This window comes from Chryseobacterium sp. OSA05B, from assembly GCF_019970065.1.
In the GTDB taxonomy this organism is placed as follows: Bacteria; Bacteroidota; Bacteroidia; order Flavobacteriales; family Weeksellaceae; genus Chryseobacterium.
The window spans coordinates 1,086,390-1,110,736 of sequence record NZ_JAHXYH010000001.1 but is presented as its reverse complement, the minus strand read 5'-3'; the positions used below and the strand labels follow the sequence as shown (position 1 = coordinate 1,110,736).

Below are 24,347 nucleotides of genomic sequence, written 5' to 3'. Positions count from 1 at the left end.
TTTTTTTAATTATAATTTCAATTGATAAGGGGGATTTAGATATCAGATGCCAGACATCAGACATGAGACTTTTTATCTTGGACTTTATTGCATTAACAAGTGTTTCGGTGCGGGTTACGAGGTTCGAACCAGCAACTACTCTATACTCATAAACTTTCAGACCCTCATACTCTCCAACTCGAAACTCTAAAACCCGAATCTCGAAAACCGTTACCCATTCACCGCTTCCACTCTTTCAACTAAATCCGGAACGAATTGTTTTAAAATGTTTTCAATTCCGTTTTTCAAAGTAGCAGTAGAGCTTGGACATCCTGAGCATGCGCCCTGTAGAAGCATTTTTGCAGTTTTATTTTCCTGATCGTATTCCATCAGGGAGATTTTTCCACCATCGTTTTCTACGGCAGGAGCCACGTATTCATTCAGGATATCTGAAATTTTCTGTTCGTCGTCCGTATAATCTCTGTTGATGATTTTTTCAACAGGATTTTCATGAGTCTGAGGTTCAAGATTGGATATTTCTCCTCCATTCTGAAGATATTCAGCGATAAGACCTCTTACGGCCATCATCACCTGATGCCATTCTACAGAATCATCTCTTGTTACAGCCACAAAATTATCAGAAATAAAAATTTCTTTAGCGAAATCAAATTCCTTAAAAATCGCTTGTGCTAAAGGAACTCCTTCTGCAGCCTCTCTTGATTTCACTTCTACAAAACCGTCAATAAGCATTTTGCTAGAAACAAATTTCATGGCATTCGGGTTAGGGGTCATTTCTGCATAGATCTGATACATTTCCTTCTTTTTCTGAAGGTAAATTCTCGGATTGGCTAATAACTCATCTTCGATGACATTTTTAAGACTCTCGGCTACATGTTCCCATTCAATGGTGTCCTGTTTTGCTATCGCTACAAAATTGGCAGTAATGAAAATTCTTTCCACAAAAGGATAGTTGAAAAGTTCCTGAGCTAAAGGAATTTCTGAAATATCTGAACTTCTGTCCAACTCTAAAGAGCCCGGGATCAGGTTATAATCCGCGACAAATTTCATCACTTTCGGGTTTTCAGTTGGTTCTATAAGGATCGTACGCATTTTTTCGTTAAATTTGAGTTACAAAAATACGCAATTAGAAATTAGAAGTTGGAGATTAGAAATTAGATTTTTGCTATCACACTCATTTAAAATTAGAGGTTAGAGATGAGAAGCTGGAATTTAGAGGTGAGATATGAGATATCAGACGCCACATATCACACTTTAACAGTTACTATTTTCAAATAAGCTTATTTTATTCAACTAAAAAATCAGAAGTTATAGAAGACCGGCACAATTTACAGTTTCAATTAACTCATTTTCAAATTTTCAAATCAAAATTATGGCAATTGTAAAAGAACTTTTAGGAAAAAAGCCTCAGATAGGAGAGGGCACATTTTTGGCAGAAACGGCAACCATTATCGGGGACGTTACCATGGGAGAGAACTGCAGTATCTGGTATAACGCAGTGATAAGAGGCGATGTACATTACATCAAGATGGGCAATAAAGTAAATGTTCAGGACAATGCCATGCTGCACTGCACCTATCAGAAATACCCTTTAAATATCGGAAATAACGTTTCCATCGGACACAATGCGATCGTTCACGGATGTACCATCCATGACAACGTACTGATTGGTATGGGAGCTATCGTAATGGATGACTGCCTGGTAGAGGAAAATTCTATTGTAGGGGCGGGTTCCGTAGTGACACAGGGAACGCATATCAAATCCGGAGAAGTCTGGGGCGGAGTTCCTGCCAAAAAGATTAAAGATATTTCTGCCCAGTTGCTGGAAGGAGAAGTGAACAGAATTGCAGATAATTATGTGAAATATTCTTCCTGGTATAAGGAGAATCTCGAGGTAGGGAGCTAGTTTTGAGGTGGAGAGTATAGGGTTTTAGAATTATGAGTGGAGAGTCAGTTGCTGGTTAACAGTTGCTGGTTCGAACCTCGAATCCCGAAACTTATCACTTGCTAAAATTCTTTAAGAAAAGGTCTCATATCAGACATCTGAATCCGAAGTATAAAATTCACTATTGACAGTTCCAATAATAGTAAACCATTGCCGTTAATAGTCTGACATCTGACATCTGACATCTGATGTCTGTTATCTGAAATCTAGCCAACCACCAATAGTAAAAGCTCCATCATAGCGATAGAGCTTTTTTTAATCCTTAGTATAAACTCCTGAGTGAGCTTTGTTGATAATTCAACGGATATATAACCTTTGCTTTGATTTTTTTCTTTTTCTACTGCTCCGGTGTTATGAGCAGGGCTTTTCCGGCGATACATTTGATAGATGTTGGTGGCATGACCATCATACAGTCCGACGTAATATTATATTTTTCATTGAAGGTCTTTATTTTCTGAGTATATTCTTCGATTCTTGGTGATAGTGTAGATTCTATTTTTTTAGGATAGGCGATGTATTGCTGAGGTCCTCCGCAGGCTTTGGCTCCCATTGGAGCAAAAGTCCATGCTGATGCATCAGTACATTTTTCTTTAGATGCATCAGATTCAATGAATGCTTTTAACTTATCCAGCTGAGCCTGTTCATATTTCTGGCTGTCTTCATCAGCTGGCCTTTCTGAAATATCTTTAGGAAGATTGGTAGTGGTATTTTTTGTTGTATTACATGAAACAAGGGTAAGTGTAGTACATAATGCCAGTAATGGAATGTTGATCAAGAATTTTTTCATTATAAATTTCTTTTCTGTTAAAGAATTTTCAAAAGTTATGCCAAGGTACCAAATTCAAATTCATTTTGCGTAATTTTGGAGCGATGAACAATCATTTTTTTGACTTAATAGAGCATACGAACAGAAGCGTTTTTCTTACGGGAAAAGCCGGAACCGGAAAGACAACCTTCCTTAATGATTTTGTAAAGAAGACGAGGAAAAAGTATATTGTGGTAGCCCCTACGGGCATTGCCGCGATCAATGCAGGAGGGGTAACGATCCATTCCATGTTTGGGCTGCCTTTAAGAACATTTTTACCCACTACGGATCGTATCGACGGAAGCTTGGCGAATAATATTGCCGACCTGATGCCTCATTTCAAATACAGAAAAGACAAACTTAAGCTTTTAAGAGAAGTGGAAGTCCTTATCATTGATGAGGTTTCCATGTTGAGAGCTGACGTTCTCGATATGATGGATTTTTCCCTGAGATTTATCAGAAGAAATAACCAACGTTTTGGTGGAGTTCAGATGTTGTTCATTGGTGACCTTTACCAGCTTCCGCCAGTGGTAAGAGACGAACATATTTTAAAGATATGTTATCAGTCACCATTCTTTTTCGACAGTCATGCCGTGAAAGATATTCCTTTGCTGACCATTGAACTGACGAAGGTGTACAGACAGTCGGATGAAAAATTCCTGGATATTCTGAACGCCATCCGTGACGGTGATATTGCCAATATCAATTTTGAAATTCTTAACGAAAGATACGATCATGATTTTAAAGCCGGGACCGATTCCTATGTGTATCTCTGTTCACACAATAAAATGGCAGATGAAATCAACCAGGAAAAACTGGAGGAGATTAATCTGACGGTCAAAACGTATGAAGCCAAACTTTTTGGAGATTTCAAGGAAAACCAGTTTCCGAATGAACAATTTTTAGAATTAAAGGTTGGAGCACAGATCATGTTCATCAGAAATGATATTACCGGAGAAAAAAAATATTTCAACGGAAAGTTGGGTGAAATCATGTCACTTGATGACAACGAAATCAAAGTGGTTCTCGATGGAAGTGAAAGAGAAATTGTAGTGAAAAGAGAAGTTTGGGAACAGAAAAAATATTTCCTCGATACTGAAAAAAATATCAAAGAAGAAGTTTTGGGAAGCTTTGAACAGTTCCCGATCAAGCTGGCGTGGGCGGTTACCATTCACAAAAGCCAGGGACTGACGTTTGATAATGTGATCATTGATGCCGGGAAAAGTTTTACCGCCGGACAGGTGTATGTAGCGCTTTCAAGATGCCGTACGTTGGAAGGAATCGTTTTAAAATCCAAAATCACTCCCGAGGTTATTTTTAAGGACAACAGAATCCTGCAGTTCCAGGGAAATACCTTTGCGAATGACAATGTAGAAGCGATCCTGAACCGTGAAAAATATGACTACAGCATCAAAAAAGTACTCCGTACCGTCAATTGTCTGTGGTTCCTGAACGAAGTGGAAGAGTGGAATAAACTTTCCATCACTACGAAAAGCATTGATCATGTAAAAACCAATCAGCTTTATCTTCAGCTGAAACATGAAATTGTTAACCTCGGAAAGATCTTTGAAAAACTGGAAAGAGTCATTTCACAGAAGGTGAATAATTTTATCGAAAATAAAGAAGAATGGTCTGAAATTGAAGGTAAAACGAAAGGTGCCGTTAATTTTTTCTTTACAGAAATCAGGGATAAAGTATTCAACCCGCTGAAGGAATTTTACGCTGAAATCAAAGGAACAAAAGGCTTAAAACAGTACAATGAAGAATTCCGGGAATGGCTGGAAGATACGGAAGAATACCTGAACAGCCTGAAAGAGGTTCATCTGTTGGAAACTAAGCTTTTAGATGAAAAAAATGATAAAGAAATTAATTTAAAAATCGCAAAAGTTCCTTCACAGGTTCTGACCTTTCAATTATTTGAGCAGGGAAAAACCATCGGTGAAATAGCTATGGAAAGAGGTCTCGTGAAAGAAACGGTGATCGGCCATTTAGCAAAATTTGCAGAGCAGGGATTATTGGATATTTCAAGGGTTATTACTTCAGATAAGATCAAAGCATTTGAAACAGAATTCTACAAAAATCCACATGAAACCCTTACGGAATGGAAGAATGCATTGCCTAATGATTTTGAATTCAATGAGATCAGGATTTTGATCAATCATTATACTTTTAAAAAGGAAAAGAATGATTCAATGTAACAAATAAGACTGTCTCGAAGCAAGACAGTCTTTTTTATTTGTTTAAAAGATCTTGATTAAGCCTGTTAACTGTTATTGATCACATCAAAATAAAGCTTCAAATTATCCCAGTTGCTATCACTCTTTGAATGGTATTTGATAAACCTGTCTTCTCTGTCTTCCAATTCATTGGCCATGTCTACACATTCACCTGTGATTTTCTGTGTATCCTCCTGCTTGGCGTAGAAAATGATTTCGTACAGATTTTTGTAAAGCGTTGTCCCGGCAATTTTAATATCGGCAACTTTCATTATTCTTTGAAGGATTTGTACCATCAATAATTGCAAATTGGCCTCATCATTTTCCGTATCATCAAATTTTTGCAATTCAACATACCAACACCAGCTGAACTGGCCCTTGTCGCTATCCTGCATTATACTTTTATTCACCCATAACTCAAAAGGTTGATTGTCTACCTTGAGTATTCTTCGGCTAAATTTTACAGCTTCTTCCACTACTTTAAATTTTGGAGTTCAAATATAATGCAATAATCCAAGTACAAAAAAAATAAAGAAGATTAAATAGTATTCAATAGTTTTTTCCTGAACTGCACCATCAATCCTATCAATTACAAAAAGTAACTAATGCGATTTTATTGGTTTAAATTTGTTTGGTTTTAAACCTAAAATTTAGAATATGAAATCACCGAGGGTGATTCCATAGCGCTTTTAAAAAAAATAAATATCTGATATGAAAAATTTTGAAATATCGGTGCTTGATCTTGCTCCCGTAAAGCAGGGGAAAAGTATTCACGATACGTTTCAGGACAGTTTATCTTTAGCAAACCATACTGAACATTTACATTATAAAAGATTCTGGCTTGCTGAGCACCATAATATGGAAAGTATTGCCAGCTCAGCCACCACAGTTCTGATCGGTTTTATCGCCAATGGAACAAAAACAATAAGAGTCGGGTCCGGAGGGATTATGCTTCCGAACCACAGTTCCCTGATCATCGCTGAACAGTTTGGAACCCTGGAATCTCTTTTCCCGGGAAGAATAGATCTTGGTCTAGGAAGAGCACCTGGAACAGACGGACTTACTGCTCAGGCTTTGGGACGAAATCCTGCGATCATCAACAAACAGTTTCCAAGACAGATCTTAGAATTGCAGACTTATTTTTCGAAGGATAATGCCGATGCTTTGGTACGTGCGATTCCAGGGGAAGGTCTGGATATTCCACTTTATATTCTGGGTTCCAGTACAGACAGTGCATGGCTTGCCGCGGAGCTTGGTCTTCCATATGCTTTTGCAGGACATTTTGCTCCGGAGCAGATGGAAATGGCTTTTAAAATTTACAGAGAACATTTCCAGCCTTCCGAACAACTGGCCCAACCTTACCTGATGGCGTGTATCAATGGGGTAGCGGCAGAAATTTCAGAAGAGGCACACAAAATGTCTACAACATTGTTCCAGGCATTTATCAATATCATCAGGAATGACCGTAAACCGTTTGCTCCGCCTGTAGATGATATGGATGATCTTTGGTCGCCGATGGAAAAATCAATGGTGCTTCAGAAACTGAAATACACGTTGATCGGAGATCAGGCAGAAATTGAAGAACAACTGAAAGATTTTCAGGAAAAATTCAATGTAGATGAATTAATTATCAATTCCCATATCTATGATCATCAGAAAAGACTGAGATCTTATGAAATTTTCAGAGAGGCGGCAAACTCTTTATCCAAAGCCTAACAAACCCTCCATATTAATTGGCAGATGCTCATTTTTATAAGTATCTTTGCACAAATAAAAAGTAAACATGTCTGATATTAAATTAAATACTATTCCAGAGGCTATTGAAGACCTTAAAAATGGTAAAATAATCATAGTAGTAGATGATGAAGACAGAGAAAACGAAGGAGATTTTCTTTGCGCTGCAGAATTGACAACGCCGGAAATTATCAATTTTATGGCACTTCACGGAAGAGGACTTATATGCATGCCGCTTCCTGAAAAGAGATGTGACGAGCTTGGTCTTGAAGTGATGGTAAGCAGAAGCAGTGATCCTAAGGAAACTGCTTTTACCGTATCTGTTGACCTTCTTGGAAACGGAACTTCTACAGGTATTTCTGCGGGAGACAGAGCCAAAACCATTTTAGCTTTGATGGATGAAAAATCCAAGCCGACAGATTTCATGAGACCGGGGCACATTTTTCCGCTTCGTGCAAGAAAAGGGGGTGTTTTAAAAAGAGCAGGACATACTGAAGCCGCCATTGACCTGACTCAGTTGGCAGGTTTAAAAGAAGGGGGTGTGATCTGTGAAATCATGAATGATGACGGTACGATGTCCCGCTTGCCGGAGCTTCACACTTTTGCTCAGAAACATGATATGAAGATCGTTTCCATCGAAGACCTGATTCATTATCAGCTTAAAAAAGGAAATCTTATCGAAAGACTGGAAGAAAGAAAAGTAAATACAGCTTATGGTGAGTTTGATTTTTTTGCTTTCAGAGAAACTTCGAATGACCAGATCCATTTTGCATTGACAAAAGGTGCATGGACGGTTGATGAGCCTGTTTTGGTAAGAGTTCAGTCTTCAGATTCATATTTTGATGTATTGACAAGATTGAACAATGGTGAAAAACCTTTATTGGAAAAAGTAACCAATATGGTGAATGAAGCTGGAAAAGGAGCCGTTATATTCATCAATAACGTTTCAAATTCTGAAAATACACTGAGAAAACTTCAGCAGTTCCTGAATTATCAGGACGGCCAGGAGCAGCATCCTACGTTAGCTTACAACTACAGAGATTACGGTATCGGGACACAGATCCTGAAAAATCTGGGTATCAATAAATTTAAAGTGATCACTCAGAACCCGAATATTAAGCCACAGGTTGGAGGATATGATGTAGAGGTGACGGAGCTGGTTCAGCTTTAAAAATGACTTTTGAATGGTCAGTAGTAATGAATGCTACAGATCATTATAGAAATAAAATCAATAAAAAGGGTTAGAATTTTTCTGACCCTTTTTTATTTTTTGCTTTGCAGATAAGTGGATTTTAGATTTCAGATGTCAGACATCGGATAATAGGTTTGAGATTTTTTATATTGAGTTTAGGAACTAGCAACTGTCAACCATCAACTCAACTTCCCGCTCATATACTCTAATACACTCCAACCCTAATACTTTCCAACTCCAAAACTCCCTACAAACTTATCTCCTCAAAGTTTCTAAATCCATTCAGGAAGTCCTTCACAGTCATTCTTTTTTTGCCCTCAAGCTGAAGTTCCTGTGGGAAATAAAAGCCGTCTTCCGTATAAATTTTGAATTCATTTTTGGAAATATCCAAGGTTCCGGAAGGCTTTCCATGATCTGTGATTTCAAATTTTCCTGCGAAGATTTTCAATCCTTTTTCCTCTTCTCCGATTTTTATAGTGGTGAAGGCGGCCGGATATGGTGACATTCCAAGGATGAACTGGTGAACTGTTTTTGAAGGAGCTTTCCAATTGATTCTGGTATCTTCTTTAAATATTTTATAAGCATTTTTAGGATGCTCAACATGAGGCTGAGGTTTTTCGATAATGGAATTTTCCGCTAAGCCATCAAGAGTTTTTACCACAAGTTTTGAACCCATTTCCATTAACCGGTCGTGAAGACTTCCTGCATTTTCATCCTGTAAAACGTCAAGTTCCTGTTGAAGAAGAATATTTCCTTCGTCTATTTTTTCATTGATAAAGAATGTGGTAGCCCCGGTTTTTTCTTCACCGTTAATCACTGCGTAATTAATAGGAGCGGCTCCTCTGTAGTCCGGAAGCAGGGAAGCATGAAGATTGAACGTTCCCATTTTCGGCATTTCAAAAAGAACTTTTGGCATCATTCTGAAAGCAACTACTATGAAAACATCAGCATCCAGCTTTCTCAGTTCTTCTAAAAATTCAGGGTTTCTCAATTTTTCAGGCTGGAAAACAGGGATATTATTTTCGGTGGCGTATACTTTTACGGGAGACTGATTGATCTTCTGACCGCGGCCACTGGCTTTATCAGCAACTGTTACAACACCTACCACTTCATGATTGGACTGATGGATAGCCTCCAAAGAAGTCTTTGCAAACTCCGGAGTTCCTAAAAAAACGACTTTCAATGATTTCATGGTACAAAGATAAGGGTTTTTGGGAGAGTTTTGGAGTTGGACGTTGAGTTGCTGGTTGACAGTTTCTGGTTCTAACCTCGAAACCCGGACCTGGCATCCCGAACCTTTTTTTAACTATTAAAATGAATCTAAATTCCTAGTTTCCAACGATTGGTCTGAAATCTGATGTCTGACATCTGCTGTCTCAGATTCAACATTACTTATCACTTATTATCCATTACTCATGATTCAGCGCATAGGTCCTGAAATTCAACATCTTTACTTTTCCTGAATCTAAGAGAAAGATCAGGTTTTCAAGGATGTTGTTTTTAGAATGATAATTGAGCTGGACGGATAAATCTTCGATAGTTGAAGGTTTTTTAGTTAATAAATTAATGATTTGCTGGGAAATGTTTTTTCCGAAAATGGATTGTTTGTTCTTCTCACAGACTGAACATTGGCCGCAGTTCTTCGTGTTTTTTTCTCCAAAATAGGCGAGAATAAGTTTCATTTTACAATAATCATTATTTTCTATGAAGAACTTGATTTCTTCCCATTTCTGGATTTTATTCTTTTGGATATGCTCAAAAAGTTTCCAGTAAGCTGCATTGATGGCTCTTTCATCGCGGGGTTTTAGGAATTTGATGCTCGATAAAGCACCGTCCACATATTCCAGATAATTTTTCTGCTGAAGTTCTTTCAAGCGTTCTTTGATCAGAGGAATACTTACCCCGATCTTATTGCTCACCTGCTGCTCGCTGAACATTACTTTATGAGTAGTGATTCCTGACACGGTGCGGAGCAAAAGCTCTATGAAATAAGCGTCTTTCTGTGGCAGCTGGTCTATTTCTTCAGCATTGAACAGAAGTTCCAGAGAAGACAGGCTTTTGTTGTCATTGTGATAAATGATCTCCTGGTTGTGCAGGAAATTGAGAACATTGCTGATCTTAGCTCTTGAGAGCTTTGTAAAGTTTTGTATTCCCTGGATATTCAGCTGGAAAACTTTTTCCGGCAGCTCATATTCTGCCACCTGGAAAATAGAGTAGAGGTAAGTGATGATTTTTAAAAATTCAGCTTTATTGGGAATCTGATTTTTTAAGATCTCGTCAAAATTGAGCAGTTCGTGTTTGTTCCACAAAAGAAATGCAAAACTGTCTTTACCATCTCTTCCCGCTCTTCCTATTTCCTGATAAAAATTTTCAAGTGACGGTGCCGGAGAGTAGTGGATGACAAAGCGGACATTATCCTTGTCTATTCCCATCCCGAAGGCATTGGTGGATATCAGAACATGGTTGTCGCTATTATTCCACTGAGACTGTCTGGCGTTTTTTTCTTTCGTCGTCAATCCGGCATGAAAATAATCAACATTTTTGACCTGATTTTTTTTGAGAAATTCGGCCAGCATTTCTGCATCCTTTCTGGTTCTTACATAAACGATCCCGGAATCATTATTGTGTTTTAAAATATCAAAAACACGTTGAAATTTATCAGAAACTTCATCTAAAAAGATCCTGATATTTTCTCTCCTGAAACTTTTCTGAAAAACAAACGGCTTTTTTAGTTCCAGCTTATTTTTGATTTCTTCCAAAACTTTGGGAGTTGCCGTGGCTGTTAAAGCCAGACATGGAATCTTGGGATTATTTTTTCTGAATTCTTTAATATTCTGGTAACTCGGTCTGAAATCCTGGCCCCATTCTGAAATACAGTGGGCTTCATCTACAGCAATAAATGACAGCTGAATTTCTTCAATATTCTGTAGAAACTGGCTGTTGGTCAATCTTTCCGGAGATACGTATAGAAGCTTGGTCAGGCCGTCCTTACAACGGTCATAAACTGCTTCCGCATCATACTCATCCAGTTCGGAAGATAAATAGTCTGCTTCGATACCGCGGTGCTTCAGCTGGCTCACCTGATCTTTCATCAAAGCAAGAAGGGGCGAGATCACTAAACAGGTTCCTTCTTTTAGTAAGGCCGGAAGTTGGTAGCAGAGTGATTTTCCGGCGCCGGTAGGCAACAGGACAAGACTGTCTTTTTCATTAATAACTGCGTCAATGATTTCTTCCTGGGAATCCCTGAAACTATCATAGCCCCAAAAATATTTTAGGGTATCAAATTTTAATTTTTGGAAATCCTGTTGAGAAATCATAGGGTAAAAGTAATAAAAGTATTACAACAAAAAAAGCCGTGCAAGGCACGGCTTTGATATATTAGCTGATAAGTGTATTATTTAGCTTCGAAGTATACTCTTCTGTTGGCTCTGTTTTTCCATTCAGGGCATTTAGTAGCTGGTTCACACTCAGGATATTTAAGGTCTTTTTCACCTTTTCCTACTGCGTTGATTTTTCCAGTCTGAACTCCGTTTTTAATCAAATAATTCTTAACGTTATTGGCTCTTCTTTCAGAAAGTTTCTGGTTGTAAGCATCAGTACCTCTTGTATCAGTAGCACCGATTACACTGTAAGAACCTGTTGAAGAGTTAATATAGTTAACTGCGTTATTTAAGATCGGCGTGTTTGAAGGTAAAATCCTGTCAGAATTTAAATCAAACTCAATTCCTTCAAGTTTCGTTTCTGTTTCTACTACAGGTCCTGTAGGAGTTGTAGGACATCCGTTGTTTTCCACAGGTCCCGGAACAGTTACACACTTGTCGTAAAGATCAATTACACCGTCAAGGTCAGTATCAAGAGCTACACCGGCACCATCCACTCTTGCCCCAGCAGGAGTATCAAGTTGTCTGTCCCAATCGTCGCAAACTCCGTCGTTATCAGCATCTCCTTTTTTACACACTTCAATATCCTGGTTTTTGTTAGCCAAAACATCAAGTTTGTAATAGATTTCCTGAAGCGGGTCATGCCACATTAAGTGAGATTCGTGCTTTCCTAATTTCAATGAAAGACCTAGCGTAGCGTTGAAGAAGTTGTCAGATACCTGCTCCTCACGTCTGTTGATGGTACTGTATTTGTCACCACCTCCATCGAATTCATCATCACCGGTAACTACATACATTAATCTTCCTTCAAGATCAAGTCTTCTGTTTATTTTATACTTTAAACCGGCACCGGCCTGCATAAACAGAGATCCAAACTTGAATGGCTTAACTTCAGTAGCAAGTCTCTGTCCGTTGATATCTTTCTGATATGCTTTGTAAGCAATTGTACCAATACCTGCGTAACCGTGAAGTGCCCATCTGTAAGGAGAATGATTGTCAACTCTTCTTAAAAGATTGGAAAAGTTGATGTCTCCTAATAAAGAGATCGCGTCATACTGAGTTCTTCCAGCTATAGAAGTTGCATCGGGAGCAGCATCTTTAGTATTGAAAAATCCCTGTCTTGTTTCACCTCTGTCATACTGAAGTTTTAAACCAAAAGCGTGAGTGATCGCTTTGTCAATACTTACATAAGCAGAGTAACCGAAAAGGTTTTTACCATTACCATTCTTGATAGATGTCATATCAGCAGACTGCATAAGTGGTACACCTGCACCGGCTGAAATAGACCAGTCGTTAAATCTTTTTGACTGATTGGTAAACGGGGAAACATTGGCAGAACCGGAAGAAAAAGTATTCGGATATTCTCCATTTGAAACTGCCGTTGAGTCTTGCGCATAACTGGTGGCAGGAATTGCCATGGCTAATGCAACAATTGCTAAACTTAATTTCATAGTGTTATTTTTTTAAGTTAATTTAAATGATTTTATTTCTTAAGTAATTTATTCTTATGATCTCTTCTCAATAGTTCTGATATGCATAATTCACTACATACCGAAATGTCTGAAAAATAATATAAAGGTAGGTAAAAAATTTCGTAGTAAAAAAATTAACCGAAAAGAATTGTTCTTTTCGGTTAATTTGTAAGGATTATTTTTTCTTTTTTCTGATAGTTTTTTTTACGGGAGCATCTTCATAATCTTTCTTCTTAATAGAATCCCAATCAGTGCTTTCTATAAAACGAACCGTAACTTTTCTATCTGCCAATCTTTCGGCATCAGATGCTGTTGCAGGAAATGTAGCATCAGCTGAACCTACTCCTTTAGATTTCAGGACATTCTGACTCACCCCTCTGTTTTCCAAAGCGGCTACCACGGCAGCGGCTCTTTCTCTTGATAATTTAAGGTTGTATACAGCATTTCCTTTGATGTCTGTATGTCCTGTTAACAGATAATTACCTCCTTTATCTTTAATGATTTTAGCAGCAAGATCTAATTTGTCATTAGATTCAGGTCTGATGGTTGCCTTGTTGAAATTGAAGTATATATCTTTAAGATTTTGTTCTATTTCTATGGCGGTCTGATTATTATCTATTTTTTTTACAACCGGGCATCCGTTGTTTTCTACAGGTCCTGGAACAGTTACACACTTATCATTAAGATCGATGACACCGTCAAGGTCAATATCCAGAGCTACACCGGCACCATCCACTCTTGCCCCAGCAGGCGTATCAAGCTGTCTGTCCCAATCGTCACAAACTCCGTCGTTATCACCATCACCTTTTTTACATACTTCTACATTCTGGTTTTTATTAGCCAAAACATCAAGTTTGTAATAGATTTCCTGAAGCGGGTCATGCCACATTAAGTGAGATTCGTGCTTTCCTAATTTCAGTGAAATACCTAGAGTAGCGTTGAAGAAGTTGTCAGATACCTGCTCTTCACGTTTATTGATTATGCTGTATTTGTCGCCACCTCCATCGAATTCATCATCACCGGTAACGACATACATTAATCGGCCTTCTAGATCAAGTCTTCTGTTGATTTTATACTTTAGACCAGCTCCCGCCTGCATAAACATTGATCCAAGTTTGAATGGCTTTACTTCTGTAGCCACTCTTTGTCCCTTAATGTCTTTCTGGTATGATCTATATGCAATAGTACCAATACCTGCATATCCATGAAGCGCCCATCTGTAGGGAGAGTGATTGTCTACTCTTCTTAAAAGATTAGAGAAGTTGATGTCTCCCAATAAAGAGATCGCATCATACTGAGTTCTTGCCGCTACAGCAGTTGCATCGGGTGCAGCATCTTTAGTATTGAACCATCCCTGTCTGGTTTCACCTCTGTCGTACTGTAGCTTCAGGCCAAAAGCATGGGTAATCGCTTTGTCAATACTTACATAAGCAGAGTATCCGAAAAGATTTTTACCGTTACCATTTTTGATAGAAGTGAGGTCAGCCGACTGAATCAGTGGTACACCTGCACCAGCTGAAACAGACCAGTCATTAAATCTTTTTGACTGATTGGTAAATGGGGAAACGTTAGCAGAACCGGAAGAGAATGTATTTGGGTATTCTCCTGTTGAAACTGCCGTTGAGTCTTGTGCATAGCTAACGAAGGGAATCGCCAGTGCTAATGCTGCAACAGCTAAATTTAATTTCATCATGTATTTATGTATTAAAATTTTTTTTCTTCAATTGAAGAAAGCAGTCTTTCAACTGCTTTTCATTGTATTATTTGGTAGGGCATCCGTTGTTTTCAACTGGTCCAGGAACGGTTACACACTTATCGTATAAATCTATAACACCGTCAAGATCCATATCTAAAGCTACACCGGCACCGTCTACTCTTGCGCCTGCAGGAGTGTCAAGCTGTCTGTCCCAGTCATCGCATACACCATCGTTATCTGCATCACCTTTTTCGCATACCACTAGATCCTGAGATGCATTTTCCAGTACACTTGTTCTGTAATATGCTTCCTGTAGTGGATCATGCCATGCTAAATGGGATAATTTTTTTCCTAGTTTGAACGTAATTCCTAAGTTCACTGTCCATGCATTATCAGATCTTGAATCGGAGATCATATTATACTTTGAACCGGCAGTTGCAGGATCGTAGTCGTTGGCCTCAGCCCATCCGCCTCCGTCAAATTCATCGTCACCGCTTACGATATACATCGTTCTAGCTTCGATATCAATAAGTTTTGAAACGTTGTATTTCAATCCTACACCGAACTGATAGAATAGGGAGTTGATATCAAAATCCTGTTTGATAAATAGAGGAACTCTTTTAGGGCTGTCGCTCCATCTGAATTCATTACCATCATGAAGAGATGTATCATAACCCTGGAATCCAATACCTGCATAACCGTGGAACGCCCATCTGTAAGGAGAGTGATTGTCAACTCTTCTCAATAAATTTGAAAAGTTTACATCTCCCATTAAGGCAAGCTGGTTATATTTGGTAGTTGCTGTTCCAACACCTGCTGCTGCACCTGCAGCTCCATCCAGCATTGCTTTCTGTTTCGTTTCTCCTCTCTGATAGATAAGGCTTAATCCGAATACGTGTGTAATCTGCTTGTCAATACTTACATAAGCATTATATCCCCAGTTAACTTTTTTGTCATAAAAAGAGCTAAGGTCAGAATGTGCCATAAAAGCAGCACCCCCACCCACGGAGATAGACCAGTCGTTGAAACGTCTGGCTTTGTTATCAAAGCGTTGTACATTAGCGGAACCTGAAGAGAAGGTATTAGGATACTCACCAGAAGAGTTTACTGCAGTACTGTCTTGGGCATAAGCCGCGATAGGCAGTGTGGCCAATAATAATAAACCTAATTTCATATATGTTTTATGTTTTATTTAGATAAAATCTTTCAATAATATTTTAGAAAAATCTCTTTCAAACAAATGTTTTTGATGAGGTATTTCTAGTCTTTCTGATCTGAAATTCAGATTGTTATATTTAATGATGTCAATATCTATTATTCTATCGCTGTAGCCTCCAGAAGATTTTGAATCATTAATTCTTCCCATTTCAACTTCAATAGTTTTAACAAAATCAAGCAGTTGAATAGGCGAAAGATGCGTGAATATTATTGATGCAATATTACAAAAAATATTAGAACTGACAAATTCTACCGGTTCTGTTATCAAAAATTCGCTGGTTTGTGATATTTCATTTCCGCCCTCCCTGATCTTTTCTAAGGCAAGCTCTAAATTTTTTTTTTGGTCTCCGAGGTTACTTCCTAGTAACAAAACCACCCTATGCTGCGACATATTGGAAAATTGATTGATTTATGAGAAGTTTCTTTAAAAATGTATTGGCAAATATAGTGGCAATTGTCCTATTATGTGCCGTATTTTTCGTCTTTTTCATCATGATGCTTGTGTTCAGTTCCATGGGGAATGACAAAGCCGTGTCTGTGAAAAACAATTCTGTTCTGACGATTAATTTAAAGACTAATATAATAGACAGCCCTACAGAAGAAGAAGTAGGATTGTTCAATATCAGCGATAAAAGCAAAAGTGTGCTTTTGTATGACGTCCTGGAAGCTATTAAAAAAGCTAAAACAGATGATAATATTAAAGGGATAAGTATTGAAGCTGATGACCTGCATGCAGGAATGACCCAAATCGATGATATCAGAAATGCTATAGAAGATTTTAAAAAGAGTGGGAAATTTGTGTACGCTTATGGAAATGCTGTTTCGCAGTCTGCTTATTATTTAGGATCTGTGGCAGATCAGTATTACCTTAATCCGTCAGGAATGATAGAATTAAAAGGACTGGCTACTGAAGTCGCGTTTTTTAAAGATTTTGCGGATAAATACGGAATTGGTATTGAAGTGATCAGACATGGGAAATTCAAGTCTGCAGTAGAGCCTTTCTTAAGGAATGATATTTCTCCGGAAAATAAAGAGCAGTTAAGTACTCTTTTAAATGATATCTGGAGCAGTACTTCAACTAAAATGGCAGTTTCCAGAAAAATGGACACCGCTCAGTTCAAAACGGTTGTTGACAGTTTATACGGAATGATTCCTGAATTAGGATTAAAATATAAACTGGCTGACAAACTGATCCAGAAAACGGAGTATGATCAGATGATCAAATCAAAGCTTAGTCTTAAAGAAAAAGAGAAGTTGAATAAGGTATCATTAGCTGGTTATATCAGTTCTTATGCAGACGAAGATAAGTCAGGAGAGAAAGTAGCTGTATTGTATGCTTCAGGAGGAATTAACAATGGTGATGGCTACAACGAAATCTTTTCAGAAAGATATGTGAAGTATATCAAGGAACTTCAGGATGATGAAAAAGTAAAAGCGGTTGTTTTCAGAATCAATTCTCCGGGGGGAAGTGCTAATGCTTCAGATGAAATTTTATTTGAACTTCAGCAGCTTAAAAAGAAAAAACCTTTAGTGGTATCTTTCGGTGACTACGCAGCTTCCGGAGGGTATTATATTGCAATGGCAGCTGATAAAATTTATTCAGAGCCTAATACGCTGACAGGATCTATCGGAGTTTTCGGAGTGATTCCTTATTATAAAGACCTGGCGAACAAAAACGGTATCCGCTCAGATATTGTGGCTACCAATGCCAATTCTCAATATTATTCCGCATTAAACGGAGTTACACCTTACGGAGTAAATCTGATCACAAGAAGTGTAGAAGGAACTTATAAAAGATTTGTGCATTTTGTGACTCAAAACAGAAAACAGACTTTTGAGCAAATCGACAATGTAGGAGGTGGTAGAGTATGGAGTGGTGTTCGTGCCAAGCAAATCGGTCTTGTTGATGAATTGGGAACATTGAATGATGCTGTAAAATTTGCCGCTCAGAAAGCAGGGTTAAAATCTTATCATGTTTCTTCTTATCCAAAAAGAATGACTCCTTTCGAGCAGATCTTCAAAGACCTGAACGAAGACGATATCTCAGCAAGAATTATCAAAAATAAAATAGGTAAAGCCAACTATGAAATTCTTCAGCAGATCACAGATGAGAAACTGAAGTCTGAGGTGAAAATGGAAATGCCTTACCAGATCAAGATCAACTAAACTAAATTATATTGTACAAAAAATCCCGGAACTGAATTTCAGTTCCGGGATTTTATTTTTTATCTGCTGCATCAGCTTTTCTTGGTAGCCATTCCGTAGATCCAGAGAACGATTAAAGCACCTCCGATAGCGAGAATCCAGCTTCTTGGATTCCAGAATGAGGTAACGTCTCCCCAGTGCAGGACGTAAACTCCTATTGCACCGCCCACGAAAGCTCCGATGATCCCAAGTATAATGGTGATCAGCCAACCGCCTCCCTGGTTACCCGGCATAATCATTTTTGCGATGGCTCCAGCCAGTAGCCCGAATATAATCCATGTTAAAATTCCCATAGTTGCAAATTTTTTAAATGTTAATATGTATTGATTTGTTTGCTAAGTTAAGGGAAAACATGATCTAAATCATCTTTTCTTGAAAAATGAGTCAACAAATTCCGTACCATTGAAAAGTTGGAGGTCCGTCATCTTTTCGCCCACCCCAATATATTTTACCGGAATCTGGAACTGATCTGATATACCAATGACAACACCGCCTTTGGCAGTTCCGTCTAGTTTTGTTACGGCTAATGCATTCACTTCTGTGGCTGCAGTAAACTGTTTGGCCTGTTCAAATGCATTCTGTCCTGTAGAACCGTCAAGAACAAGCAGGATCTCGTGAGGAGCATCTGGAATCACCTTCTGCATGACTCTTTTAATCTTGGAAAGCTCGTTCATCAGGTTGATCTTGTTATGAAGTCTTCCTGCAGTATCTATGATCACTACATCTGCATCTTGTGCTACGGCACTTTGTACGGTGTCAAAAGCTACGGAAGCGGGATCTGAGCCCATGTCCTGCTTAACGATAGGAACACCGACTCTTTCGCTCCAGATGACCAACTGATCTACAGCTGCCGCTCTGAAGGTGTCTGCCGCTCCCAGAACAACCTTTCTGCCTTCGGACTTGAACTGGTGAGCCAGTTTCCCGATAGTTGTTGTTTTTCCTACACCGTTTACCCCAACTACCATAATAACGTAAGGCTTTTTCGAACTGTCTATATTTCCTGTTCCTGCATGAGGATTTTCAAGAAGCAGTCCTGAAATTTCTTCACGAAGAATGTCATCCAGTTCATTGACCCCTACATATTTATCACGGGCAACACGTTCTTCAATCCTTTCTATGATCTTGATGGTTGTGGATGCGCCTACGTCAGATGCAATCAGTATTTCTTCCAGGTTATCCAGTACTTCGTCATCTACTTTGCTTTTACCGACTACGGCCTTCGTCATTTTTTCAAAGAAACCCTGGCTGGATTTTTCCAGACCTTTATCTAAAGTTTCCTTTTCTTCTTTTTTGAAAATATTTTTAAACCAACTCATAGTTCATTCTTATTTGTTTTTTATAACTGCCGTGGCTTCTACCTCTATCAGTACATCGTCTCTGAAAAGACGGCTTACTTCCACAAGGCTGCTCACGGGAGGATTTTGAAGGTTGATGTATAAGTCACGGATTTTTCTAAAGTCTGGTGTTTTGGAAATATCGGTGATGAATATTCCCAGTTTTACAATATCCTTTGCTGTTGCTCCATACTCTTTCAGGATGCTTTCAATGTTTTTAAAAACCTGTTGGGTCTGCTTCTCGACATCGTTTCCTACGAGATTTCCTGCAGCATCCAATGGAACCTGTCCGGACAGTAAAATCATTCTGGAGTTTCCACAGTCAATACTTGTTGATTGGGACAATCCTTTAATGGTAAAAACTTCCGCCGAGTTTTTGTATTCTACATTGTTCATCTTTTTCTGTCCGAATGAAAATAGAAAAATTGCTGTGAAAACCAGAACAAGAATCTTTTTCATATTGGTGTATATTGAATTGATTAATAATCTGGTGAACAAAGATAACAAAAAAACTACCCAAAATATGAGTAGTTTTTTATATTGTAAATAAAGTGGAGATTATTTCTTCAAATAACCGTCTACTTCGTCTGCATTCATTACTTTTTCTTCGAAAACGTAAGCACCTGACTTAGATGACTTAACCATTTTCACAACTTTAGTCATTTTTTTTGACTGTCCGCTTTGTAGGGTTGCTACTACTTTCTTTGCCATGGTAAATTATATTTATAAATTACTTGATTTCTTTGTGAAGGGTAGATCTTTTAAGAACAGGATTGTACTTTTTAAGCTCTAATCTCTCTGTAGTGTTCTTTTTATTCTTAGTAGAAATGTATCTAGACATTCCTGGCATACCGCTCTCTTTGTGCTCCGTACATTCAAGGATTACTTGAACTCTATTTCCTTTTTTTGCCATGATTTATTAATTCTTTTTAATCAATCCGTTTCTAGTAGCTCTTTCAATAGCTTCTTCGATTCCAATCTTGTTAATCACTCTCAATCCATGAGCTGATACTTTCAGTGTTACGTGCTTATCTTGCTCCGGAAGGTAAAATTTCTTCTCTAATAAGTTAATTTCAAAACGACGCTTCGTTTTGTTATTAGCGTGAGAAACGTTGTTACCAACCATTGCACGCTTTCCTGTTATTTGGCAAATTCTTGACATATCTCGATGTTCTTATTTGTATAATATTTGAGAGTGCAAAATAACGAAGAATTTTTTATATAGACAAATGTTTTGGAAAATATTTACAAATAACTGACTGATTAATAATCATGAATTTTAAAATAAAATAAATCCCGAGACACTCTGAGCCAAGTGACTGATATATTTCATGTAAGCTTTGTGGTAAAAGCAAATCCGAATACTTTACCTTTGTTTTTAATTAATCTAAATAAAAATAATATGAAGAGGATCTGTATTCTTTTATCTATGCTTCCTGTTGGGCTGATGGCTCAAAACTATACTGAAATCCAGACCGGTATGAAGAATTTCTACTATGGATCAGCTGATGTGGCTGATATGGACAGTGACGGAAAGCAGGATGTGGTGATCAATGGAGCTATTGACAGTGATGGTGATGGAAATGTAGATACATCTTTTAACGAAGTATACAAAAATAACGGGACTTCACTGGTGCCTTATGCCAATCTGGGAGCCAATGCAACCCATCTGGGAGATATCAAATTCATGGACTTTGATAATGACGGCCTTTTGGATATTATTTCTACAGGGCTGAGTTATAATGATATTGTCAACTATAAGCATTACCGATTTAAAAATACGGGAACAAATTTTGAAAAGGCTGCCGATCTTGCCGGAAAAATCTACGGATCTCTGGAAGCTTTTGATTTCGATAATGACGGTAAAGTGGATTATGCCATCAATGGAACTCAATATGTAGAAGGAACCGGTTTTGTGAATAATCTTGATTTTTACAGAAATATTACAACTGATTTTGAGTTGACAAAAGGTTGGCAACCGGGAACACAAAATGGGAGCTTCAAATTTGTGGATCTTAATAATGACAACTTTCTTGATCTCGTTATTCTGGGAGTAGCTGATGGCGATAATCCTATTTGCAAAGTCTTTCTGAATCAGTCAGGAACATTAACGCTTTCACAGGATTTTACCGCGCTTACAAGCGGGAAAATGGAGTATGCGGACTTTAATGCAGACGGTTTCCAGGATATTGTGATTACAGGACAGGATGCCAGTTATGAAGGGTTTCTTGCCGTGCTTATGAATGATGGAACCGGCCACTTAAACTTACAGAAGATAAACGTTGCGGAGATTGCAGATTCATCTGTCACTACCGGTGATGTGAATAATGACGGCTACTATGATTTTATCGTTTCCGGAAATGATGATAACAATGATGCCGTCGTGAAAACTTTTTTATATAATCCTTCGAATCAGAATTTTACTGAAAATATACCTACAGGACTGCATACTTTAGGAGGGCCAGGTTTTGTGAATCTACTTGACTTTGACAATGACCACCATCTGGATGTTTTATTGGCCGGATTTGATTGGGCAGATCCGGGCATGCCTTCACTTACCAAATTCTTCAAAAATACTTCTACTGAAGTTAATCTCAAACCTGTACCTCCCGCAGTCCTTAATGTAGTAAAAACAGGAAACCGTTTTAAATTCTCCTGGAGTGGTGCCTCAGATGATAAAACGCCTACGAATGCTCTTCGATACGAGATAAAAGTAGGATCAACACCCGGAGCCGCAAACCTTGCTAAATATGTAGTGACAACACCATCCTGGTTTCTGGATCTTGATTCTTCCATTCAGAATGTATACTGGAGTGTAAAATCTATTGATGCTTCAAAAGTATTTTCGGATGCTTCAACGCAGGGCACATTGGGAACGCGTGATGTGCTAGTAAACAGTCAGGTTTCCATTTATCCGAATCCGGCATCTGAGAAAGTATTCATCAAAGGAGAAAAAGTTTCGGATGTTGAAATGTATTCTATAGATGGAAGGAAACAGACTGTTGTTTTGAACAACGACCAGTCTGTCAATGTTTCACATCTTACGAAAGGAGTTTACATATTAAAGCTGAAAATTAAAAACGAGATAACCACTCAAAAACTTATTATTAAATAAAACTGAAAAGTTCTATTAGTAAGAAAAGCCAGACGTCCAGCTGGCTTTTCTATTTTATTATTTGTTATCTTAAAAAAAAGCACTTTATCCCGCCGGATAAAGTGCTTTTAAGTTAGTGTTGGATTTTTTGTTGTGATGAATGCGGGCTTCGAGTGCCTCCTTGTGATTTTAAATGAATCAGTGAAGTGAAAATCTTTAATTTTTTTTAAACTTATGTGATCTTCCTTTTGACAAAACTTTAAAAACTTAAGTGTTAAAACTTTTGTGGTCGAAATTCTCACTTATTTACTATTCTGTTTTGTGATCCGCCTGTGCCGATTTGTGTAAAACATTAGTGTTATTCGTGTTAAAAAATCAAGCCTTCTTTATCTTACTCCTGAACTTCTCAATCAAAAAGTAAAATAATAAAAAGCCCAGTACAAAAATGGAAAACCTTGATAGAAGATCTCCGGCTCTTGTATAGAAAGTCATGGTTTCATACAGATTCACTTTTGCGAATAGGGTGGTTTTATCGCCGTAGAATGTGTCGGCTACTATTTCTCCTTTAGCATTGATATGGGCTGAGATACCGCTGTTGGCAGCGCGGGCAATTTCTCTTCTGTTTTCAATGGCTCTCAGTTTTGCGTAGGAAAGTAGCTGTTTGTGTCCTTCTGTAACACCCCACCATGAGTCGTTGGTCATGATACCCATAAAATTGGCGCCTTTTTTTACGTAATCTGTTGTGAACTCACCATAGATGCTTTCGTAGCAGATGATGGGTGCCATTTTTCCTTTATTGTAAGGATTTGCAAATGACTTTCTTTCCTTGTCTATTCCTAAAGAAGCAACTGTCCCACCCAAGTTAAGCATGGCGTCGCCCAGGATAGGTTTTAAAACACTTATATAAGGGAATATTTCAACGCCGGGAACCAGTTTTCCTTTGTGGTAGGACTGAACTTTTTCCTGTGGAGCAACCTGAATAGCCGTATTATAACTTTCCACCCAAAGATCGGGATTGATCTGGTAGGCTTCTTTAGGCATCTTCTCCTGATTTTTGTAAAAACGGTGGGAAGAAATTCCGGTTGCGAAAACAGCTCCGGGATGTTTCGTTAAAAATCCTTTGATGTTATTTAAAAGTAAGCTCTTTTCAAAAGCGGTTTCAGAAATAGAACCTCTTCCCGGAAGAGCTGTTTCAGGAGCGATGTAATAATCTATTTTTCCTTTTGAATTGCTTTCTGCAAGGCTTAAAAGATCATTTTCAATCGTAAGGCTGTCCTTTGAATACTTTTCAGCATAAGGATCAAGCTCGGGCTGCAGCATCAAAACGTTGACCTGTCCGGAAGGTTTCTCGTTGAAATTATTGTACTTGACCATTGAAATAACCATCGGAAGGATGATTAAAACAGCTACAATGGATACATTTCTGATCAGGTCTTTTCTTTTTCTTCCGGCTTCCCAGGTTCTTATGGTATAGAAAATTAAAACATTAATTAATAGTATCCAGAAGCTTCCTCCGGTGGCTCCTAAGGTGTCATACCATTGTATTAATTTAGGATAATCTGAAAATACATTCCCTAAATTCAGCCATGGCCAGGTAAGTTCCCAGTTCAGATGGAATTTTTCAAAACTCATCCATATCGCAATCAGAAATCCTAATCCCCAATACGTTCCCTGTGCGTTTTTGTACCAGTGATAGCATTGAAAAACAAGAGAATACAGAAAAGAATTGACCAGGACAGGGAATACAACCGCCATCATAGAATGGCTTCCATCCGGATTCTTAGCACCATACAGCCATCCGGTCGTCACAATATTCCAGATGACGAAACAAAGATAGGAGAGCCCGAAGACCATCCAGCTTTTTCTTTTGTAAGCTGAAAATTTGGATATGCCGTGTTCCATCATCAGAAGCGGAACAAGGGCAAAAAATATGAAGAACGGAACTCCGTAAGTAGGCCAGGAAACAGACAGCAACATCGCTGAAATGAGGGTAAGTAAAATGTATTTCATTAAATTAATTTAACACACAAATTTAATGTTTTTGAAATGAATAAATTTG

The 24,347-nt window shown here is 38.2% G+C and carries 22 protein-coding genes; 6 read left to right on the top strand and 16 right to left on the bottom strand.

All coding sequences use genetic code 11. From position 1 onward, the window contains the following. Positions 1 to 210 precede the first annotated feature (210 nt). Positions 211 to 1,089, bottom strand: coding sequence for a NifU family protein (locus LC419_RS05080; protein ID WP_223606336.1), 879 nt, complete (start codon positions 1,087 to 1,089; stop codon positions 211 to 213). 280 nt (positions 1,090 to 1,369) lie between these two features. Here LC419_RS05080 and LC419_RS05075 point away from each other — a divergent pair, with 280 nt between their 5' ends. Further along, on the top strand, positions 1,370 to 1,903 hold the full coding sequence (locus tag LC419_RS05075) for a gamma carbonic anhydrase family protein (protein WP_223606335.1): 534 nt from the start codon (positions 1,370 to 1,372) through the stop codon (positions 1,901 to 1,903). Between the two features lie 376 nt (positions 1,904 to 2,279). On the opposite strand, the gene LC419_RS05070 is transcribed toward LC419_RS05075, so the two are convergent. Further along, positions 2,280 to 2,729: a hypothetical protein gene (locus tag LC419_RS05070; RefSeq protein WP_223606334.1), complete on the bottom strand. Its 450-nt coding sequence runs from the start codon at positions 2,727 to 2,729 to the stop codon at positions 2,280 to 2,282. 83 nt (positions 2,730 to 2,812) lie between these two features. On the opposite strand from LC419_RS05070, the gene LC419_RS05065 reads away from it, so the two are divergent. Continuing rightward, entirely contained in the window at positions 2,813 to 4,945 is a 2,133-nt protein-coding gene (locus LC419_RS05065) for a helix-turn-helix domain-containing protein (protein ID WP_223606333.1), read from the top strand. 65 nt (positions 4,946 to 5,010) lie between these two features. Here LC419_RS05065 and LC419_RS05060 read toward each other — a convergent pair whose 3' ends face one another. Beyond that, complete coding sequence (locus LC419_RS05060) at positions 5,011 to 5,358, bottom strand: hypothetical protein (protein WP_223606332.1); 348 nt, start codon at positions 5,356 to 5,358, stop codon at positions 5,011 to 5,013. 316 nt (positions 5,359 to 5,674) lie between these two features. On the opposite strand from LC419_RS05060, the gene LC419_RS05055 reads away from it, so the two are divergent. Beyond that, positions 5,675 to 6,679 carry an LLM class flavin-dependent oxidoreductase gene (locus LC419_RS05055; protein ID WP_223606331.1) on the top strand — a complete coding sequence of 335 codons (1,005 nt, stop codon included), beginning with the start codon at positions 5,675 to 5,677 and terminating at the stop codon, positions 6,677 to 6,679. A gap of 67 nt (positions 6,680 to 6,746) precedes the next feature. Next, positions 6,747 to 7,868 carry a 3,4-dihydroxy-2-butanone-4-phosphate synthase gene (gene ribB, locus LC419_RS05050; RefSeq protein ID WP_223606330.1) on the top strand — a complete coding sequence of 374 codons (1,122 nt, stop codon included), beginning with the start codon at positions 6,747 to 6,749 and terminating at the stop codon, positions 7,866 to 7,868. Between the two features lie 268 nt (positions 7,869 to 8,136). Here the strand turns inward: ribB and fmt are convergent, their stop codons facing one another. The 6 genes from fmt to folK form a co-directional block, all read right to left on the bottom strand. Beyond that, positions 8,137 to 9,081 carry a methionyl-tRNA formyltransferase gene (fmt, locus tag LC419_RS05045; protein WP_223606329.1) on the bottom strand — a complete coding sequence of 315 codons (945 nt, stop codon included), beginning with the start codon at positions 9,079 to 9,081 and terminating at the stop codon, positions 8,137 to 8,139. Positions 9,082 to 9,298: 217 nt separating this feature from the next. Further along, positions 9,299 to 11,206 (bottom strand): ATP-dependent DNA helicase RecQ, encoded by a 1,908-nt coding sequence (locus LC419_RS05040; protein ID WP_223606328.1) that lies wholly within the window; start codon positions 11,204 to 11,206, stop codon positions 9,299 to 9,301. A 77-nt stretch (positions 11,207 to 11,283) separates the two neighbouring features. Next, on the bottom strand, positions 11,284 to 12,720 hold the full coding sequence (locus tag LC419_RS05035) for an OmpA family protein (RefSeq protein ID WP_223606327.1): 1,437 nt from the start codon (positions 12,718 to 12,720) through the stop codon (positions 11,284 to 11,286). A gap of 196 nt (positions 12,721 to 12,916) precedes the next feature. After that, entirely contained in the window at positions 12,917 to 14,431 is a 1,515-nt protein-coding gene (locus tag LC419_RS05030; protein WP_223606734.1) for an OmpA family protein, read from the bottom strand. Between the two features lie 70 nt (positions 14,432 to 14,501). Beyond that, a complete protein-coding gene (locus tag LC419_RS05025; protein WP_223606326.1) occupies positions 14,502 to 15,611 on the bottom strand; it encodes an OmpA family protein in 1,110 nt (369 codons plus the stop codon). 18 nt (positions 15,612 to 15,629) lie between these two features. Further along, complete coding sequence (folK, locus tag LC419_RS05020) at positions 15,630 to 16,046, bottom strand: 2-amino-4-hydroxy-6-hydroxymethyldihydropteridine diphosphokinase (protein WP_223606325.1); 417 nt, start codon at positions 16,044 to 16,046, stop codon at positions 15,630 to 15,632. Positions 16,047 to 16,066: 20 nt separating this feature from the next. Between folK and sppA the strand changes: the two genes are divergently transcribed. Continuing rightward, positions 16,067 to 17,821, top strand: coding sequence for a signal peptide peptidase SppA (gene sppA / locus LC419_RS05015; protein WP_223606324.1), 1,755 nt, complete (start codon positions 16,067 to 16,069; stop codon positions 17,819 to 17,821). 71 nt (positions 17,822 to 17,892) lie between these two features. Here the strand turns inward: sppA and LC419_RS05010 are convergent, their stop codons facing one another. The 6 genes from LC419_RS05010 to rpmB all read right to left on the bottom strand — a co-directional run bounded on the left by LC419_RS05010 (position 17,893) and on the right by rpmB (position 20,356). Next, positions 17,893 to 18,153, bottom strand: coding sequence for a GlsB/YeaQ/YmgE family stress response membrane protein (locus LC419_RS05010; RefSeq protein WP_034723756.1), 261 nt, complete (start codon positions 18,151 to 18,153; stop codon positions 17,893 to 17,895). A gap of 69 nt (positions 18,154 to 18,222) precedes the next feature. Beyond that, positions 18,223 to 19,176 (bottom strand): signal recognition particle-docking protein FtsY, encoded by a 954-nt coding sequence (gene ftsY / locus LC419_RS05005; protein ID WP_223606323.1) that lies wholly within the window; start codon positions 19,174 to 19,176, stop codon positions 18,223 to 18,225. 9 nt (positions 19,177 to 19,185) lie between these two features. Further along, entirely contained in the window at positions 19,186 to 19,653 is a 468-nt protein-coding gene (locus LC419_RS05000) for a RidA family protein (protein WP_223606322.1), read from the bottom strand. A 99-nt stretch (positions 19,654 to 19,752) separates the two neighbouring features. After that, a complete protein-coding gene (locus tag LC419_RS04995) occupies positions 19,753 to 19,905 on the bottom strand; it encodes a DUF4295 domain-containing protein (protein WP_002976755.1) in 153 nt (50 codons plus the stop codon). A 19-nt stretch (positions 19,906 to 19,924) separates the two neighbouring features. Then, positions 19,925 to 20,107 (bottom strand): 50S ribosomal protein L33, encoded by a 183-nt coding sequence (gene rpmG, locus LC419_RS04990; protein WP_027373683.1) that lies wholly within the window; start codon positions 20,105 to 20,107, stop codon positions 19,925 to 19,927. A gap of 6 nt (positions 20,108 to 20,113) precedes the next feature. Continuing rightward, on the bottom strand, positions 20,114 to 20,356 hold the full coding sequence (rpmB, locus tag LC419_RS04985) for a 50S ribosomal protein L28 (protein ID WP_002976757.1): 243 nt from the start codon (positions 20,354 to 20,356) through the stop codon (positions 20,114 to 20,116). Between the two features lie 240 nt (positions 20,357 to 20,596). On the opposite strand from rpmB, the gene LC419_RS04980 reads away from it, so the two are divergent. Next, complete coding sequence (locus tag LC419_RS04980; protein WP_223606321.1) at positions 20,597 to 22,309, top strand: T9SS type A sorting domain-containing protein; 1,713 nt, start codon at positions 20,597 to 20,599, stop codon at positions 22,307 to 22,309. Positions 22,310 to 22,663: 354 nt separating this feature from the next. On the opposite strand, the gene lnt is transcribed toward LC419_RS04980, so the two are convergent. After that, complete coding sequence (gene lnt / locus LC419_RS04975) at positions 22,664 to 24,298, bottom strand: apolipoprotein N-acyltransferase (protein WP_223606320.1); 1,635 nt, start codon at positions 24,296 to 24,298, stop codon at positions 22,664 to 22,666. Positions 24,299 to 24,347 lie beyond the last annotated feature (49 nt).

Coding starts and splice junctions, on each gene's coding strand:
- LC419_RS05080 (WP_223606336.1), bottom strand. CDS start 1,089: ATGCGTACGATCCTTATAGAACCAACTGAAAACCCGAAAGTGATGAAA.
- LC419_RS05075 (WP_223606335.1), top strand. CDS start 1,370: ATGGCAATTGTAAAAGAACTTTTAGGAAAAAAGCCTCAGATAGGAGAG.
- LC419_RS05070 (WP_223606334.1), bottom strand. CDS start 2,729: ATGAAAAAATTCTTGATCAACATTCCATTACTGGCATTATGTACTACA.
- LC419_RS05065 (WP_223606333.1), top strand. CDS start 2,813: ATGAACAATCATTTTTTTGACTTAATAGAGCATACGAACAGAAGCGTT.
- LC419_RS05060 (WP_223606332.1), bottom strand. CDS start 5,358: ATGCAGGATAGCGACAAGGGCCAGTTCAGCTGGTGTTGGTATGTTGAA.
- LC419_RS05055 (WP_223606331.1), top strand. CDS start 5,675: ATGAAAAATTTTGAAATATCGGTGCTTGATCTTGCTCCCGTAAAGCAG.
- ribB (WP_223606330.1), top strand. CDS start 6,747: ATGTCTGATATTAAATTAAATACTATTCCAGAGGCTATTGAAGACCTT.
- fmt (WP_223606329.1), bottom strand. CDS start 9,081: ATGAAATCATTGAAAGTCGTTTTTTTAGGAACTCCGGAGTTTGCAAAG.
- LC419_RS05040 (WP_223606328.1), bottom strand. CDS start 11,206: ATGATTTCTCAACAGGATTTCCAAAAATTAAAATTTGATACCCTAAAA.
- LC419_RS05035 (WP_223606327.1), bottom strand. CDS start 12,720: ATGAAATTAAGTTTAGCAATTGTTGCATTAGCCATGGCAATTCCTGCC.
- LC419_RS05030 (WP_223606734.1), bottom strand. CDS start 14,431: ATGAAATTAAATTTAGCTGTTGCAGCATTAGCACTGGCGATTCCCTTC.
- LC419_RS05025 (WP_223606326.1), bottom strand. CDS start 15,611: ATGAAATTAGGTTTATTATTATTGGCCACACTGCCTATCGCGGCTTAT.
- folK (WP_223606325.1), bottom strand. CDS start 16,046: ATGTCGCAGCATAGGGTGGTTTTGTTACTAGGAAGTAACCTCGGAGAC.
- sppA (WP_223606324.1), top strand. CDS start 16,067: ATGAGAAGTTTCTTTAAAAATGTATTGGCAAATATAGTGGCAATTGTC.
- LC419_RS05010 (WP_034723756.1), bottom strand. CDS start 18,153: ATGGGAATTTTAACATGGATTATATTCGGGCTACTGGCTGGAGCCATC.
- ftsY (WP_223606323.1), bottom strand. CDS start 19,176: ATGAGTTGGTTTAAAAATATTTTCAAAAAAGAAGAAAAGGAAACTTTA.
- LC419_RS05000 (WP_223606322.1), bottom strand. CDS start 19,653: ATGAAAAAGATTCTTGTTCTGGTTTTCACAGCAATTTTTCTATTTTCA.
- LC419_RS04995 (WP_002976755.1), bottom strand. CDS start 19,905: ATGGCAAAGAAAGTAGTAGCAACCCTACAAAGCGGACAGTCAAAAAAA.
- rpmG (WP_027373683.1), bottom strand. CDS start 20,107: ATGGCAAAAAAAGGAAATAGAGTTCAAGTAATCCTTGAATGTACGGAG.
- rpmB (WP_002976757.1), bottom strand. CDS start 20,356: ATGTCAAGAATTTGCCAAATAACAGGAAAGCGTGCAATGGTTGGTAAC.
- LC419_RS04980 (WP_223606321.1), top strand. CDS start 20,597: ATGAAGAGGATCTGTATTCTTTTATCTATGCTTCCTGTTGGGCTGATG.
- lnt (WP_223606320.1), bottom strand. CDS start 24,298: ATGAAATACATTTTACTTACCCTCATTTCAGCGATGTTGCTGTCTGTT.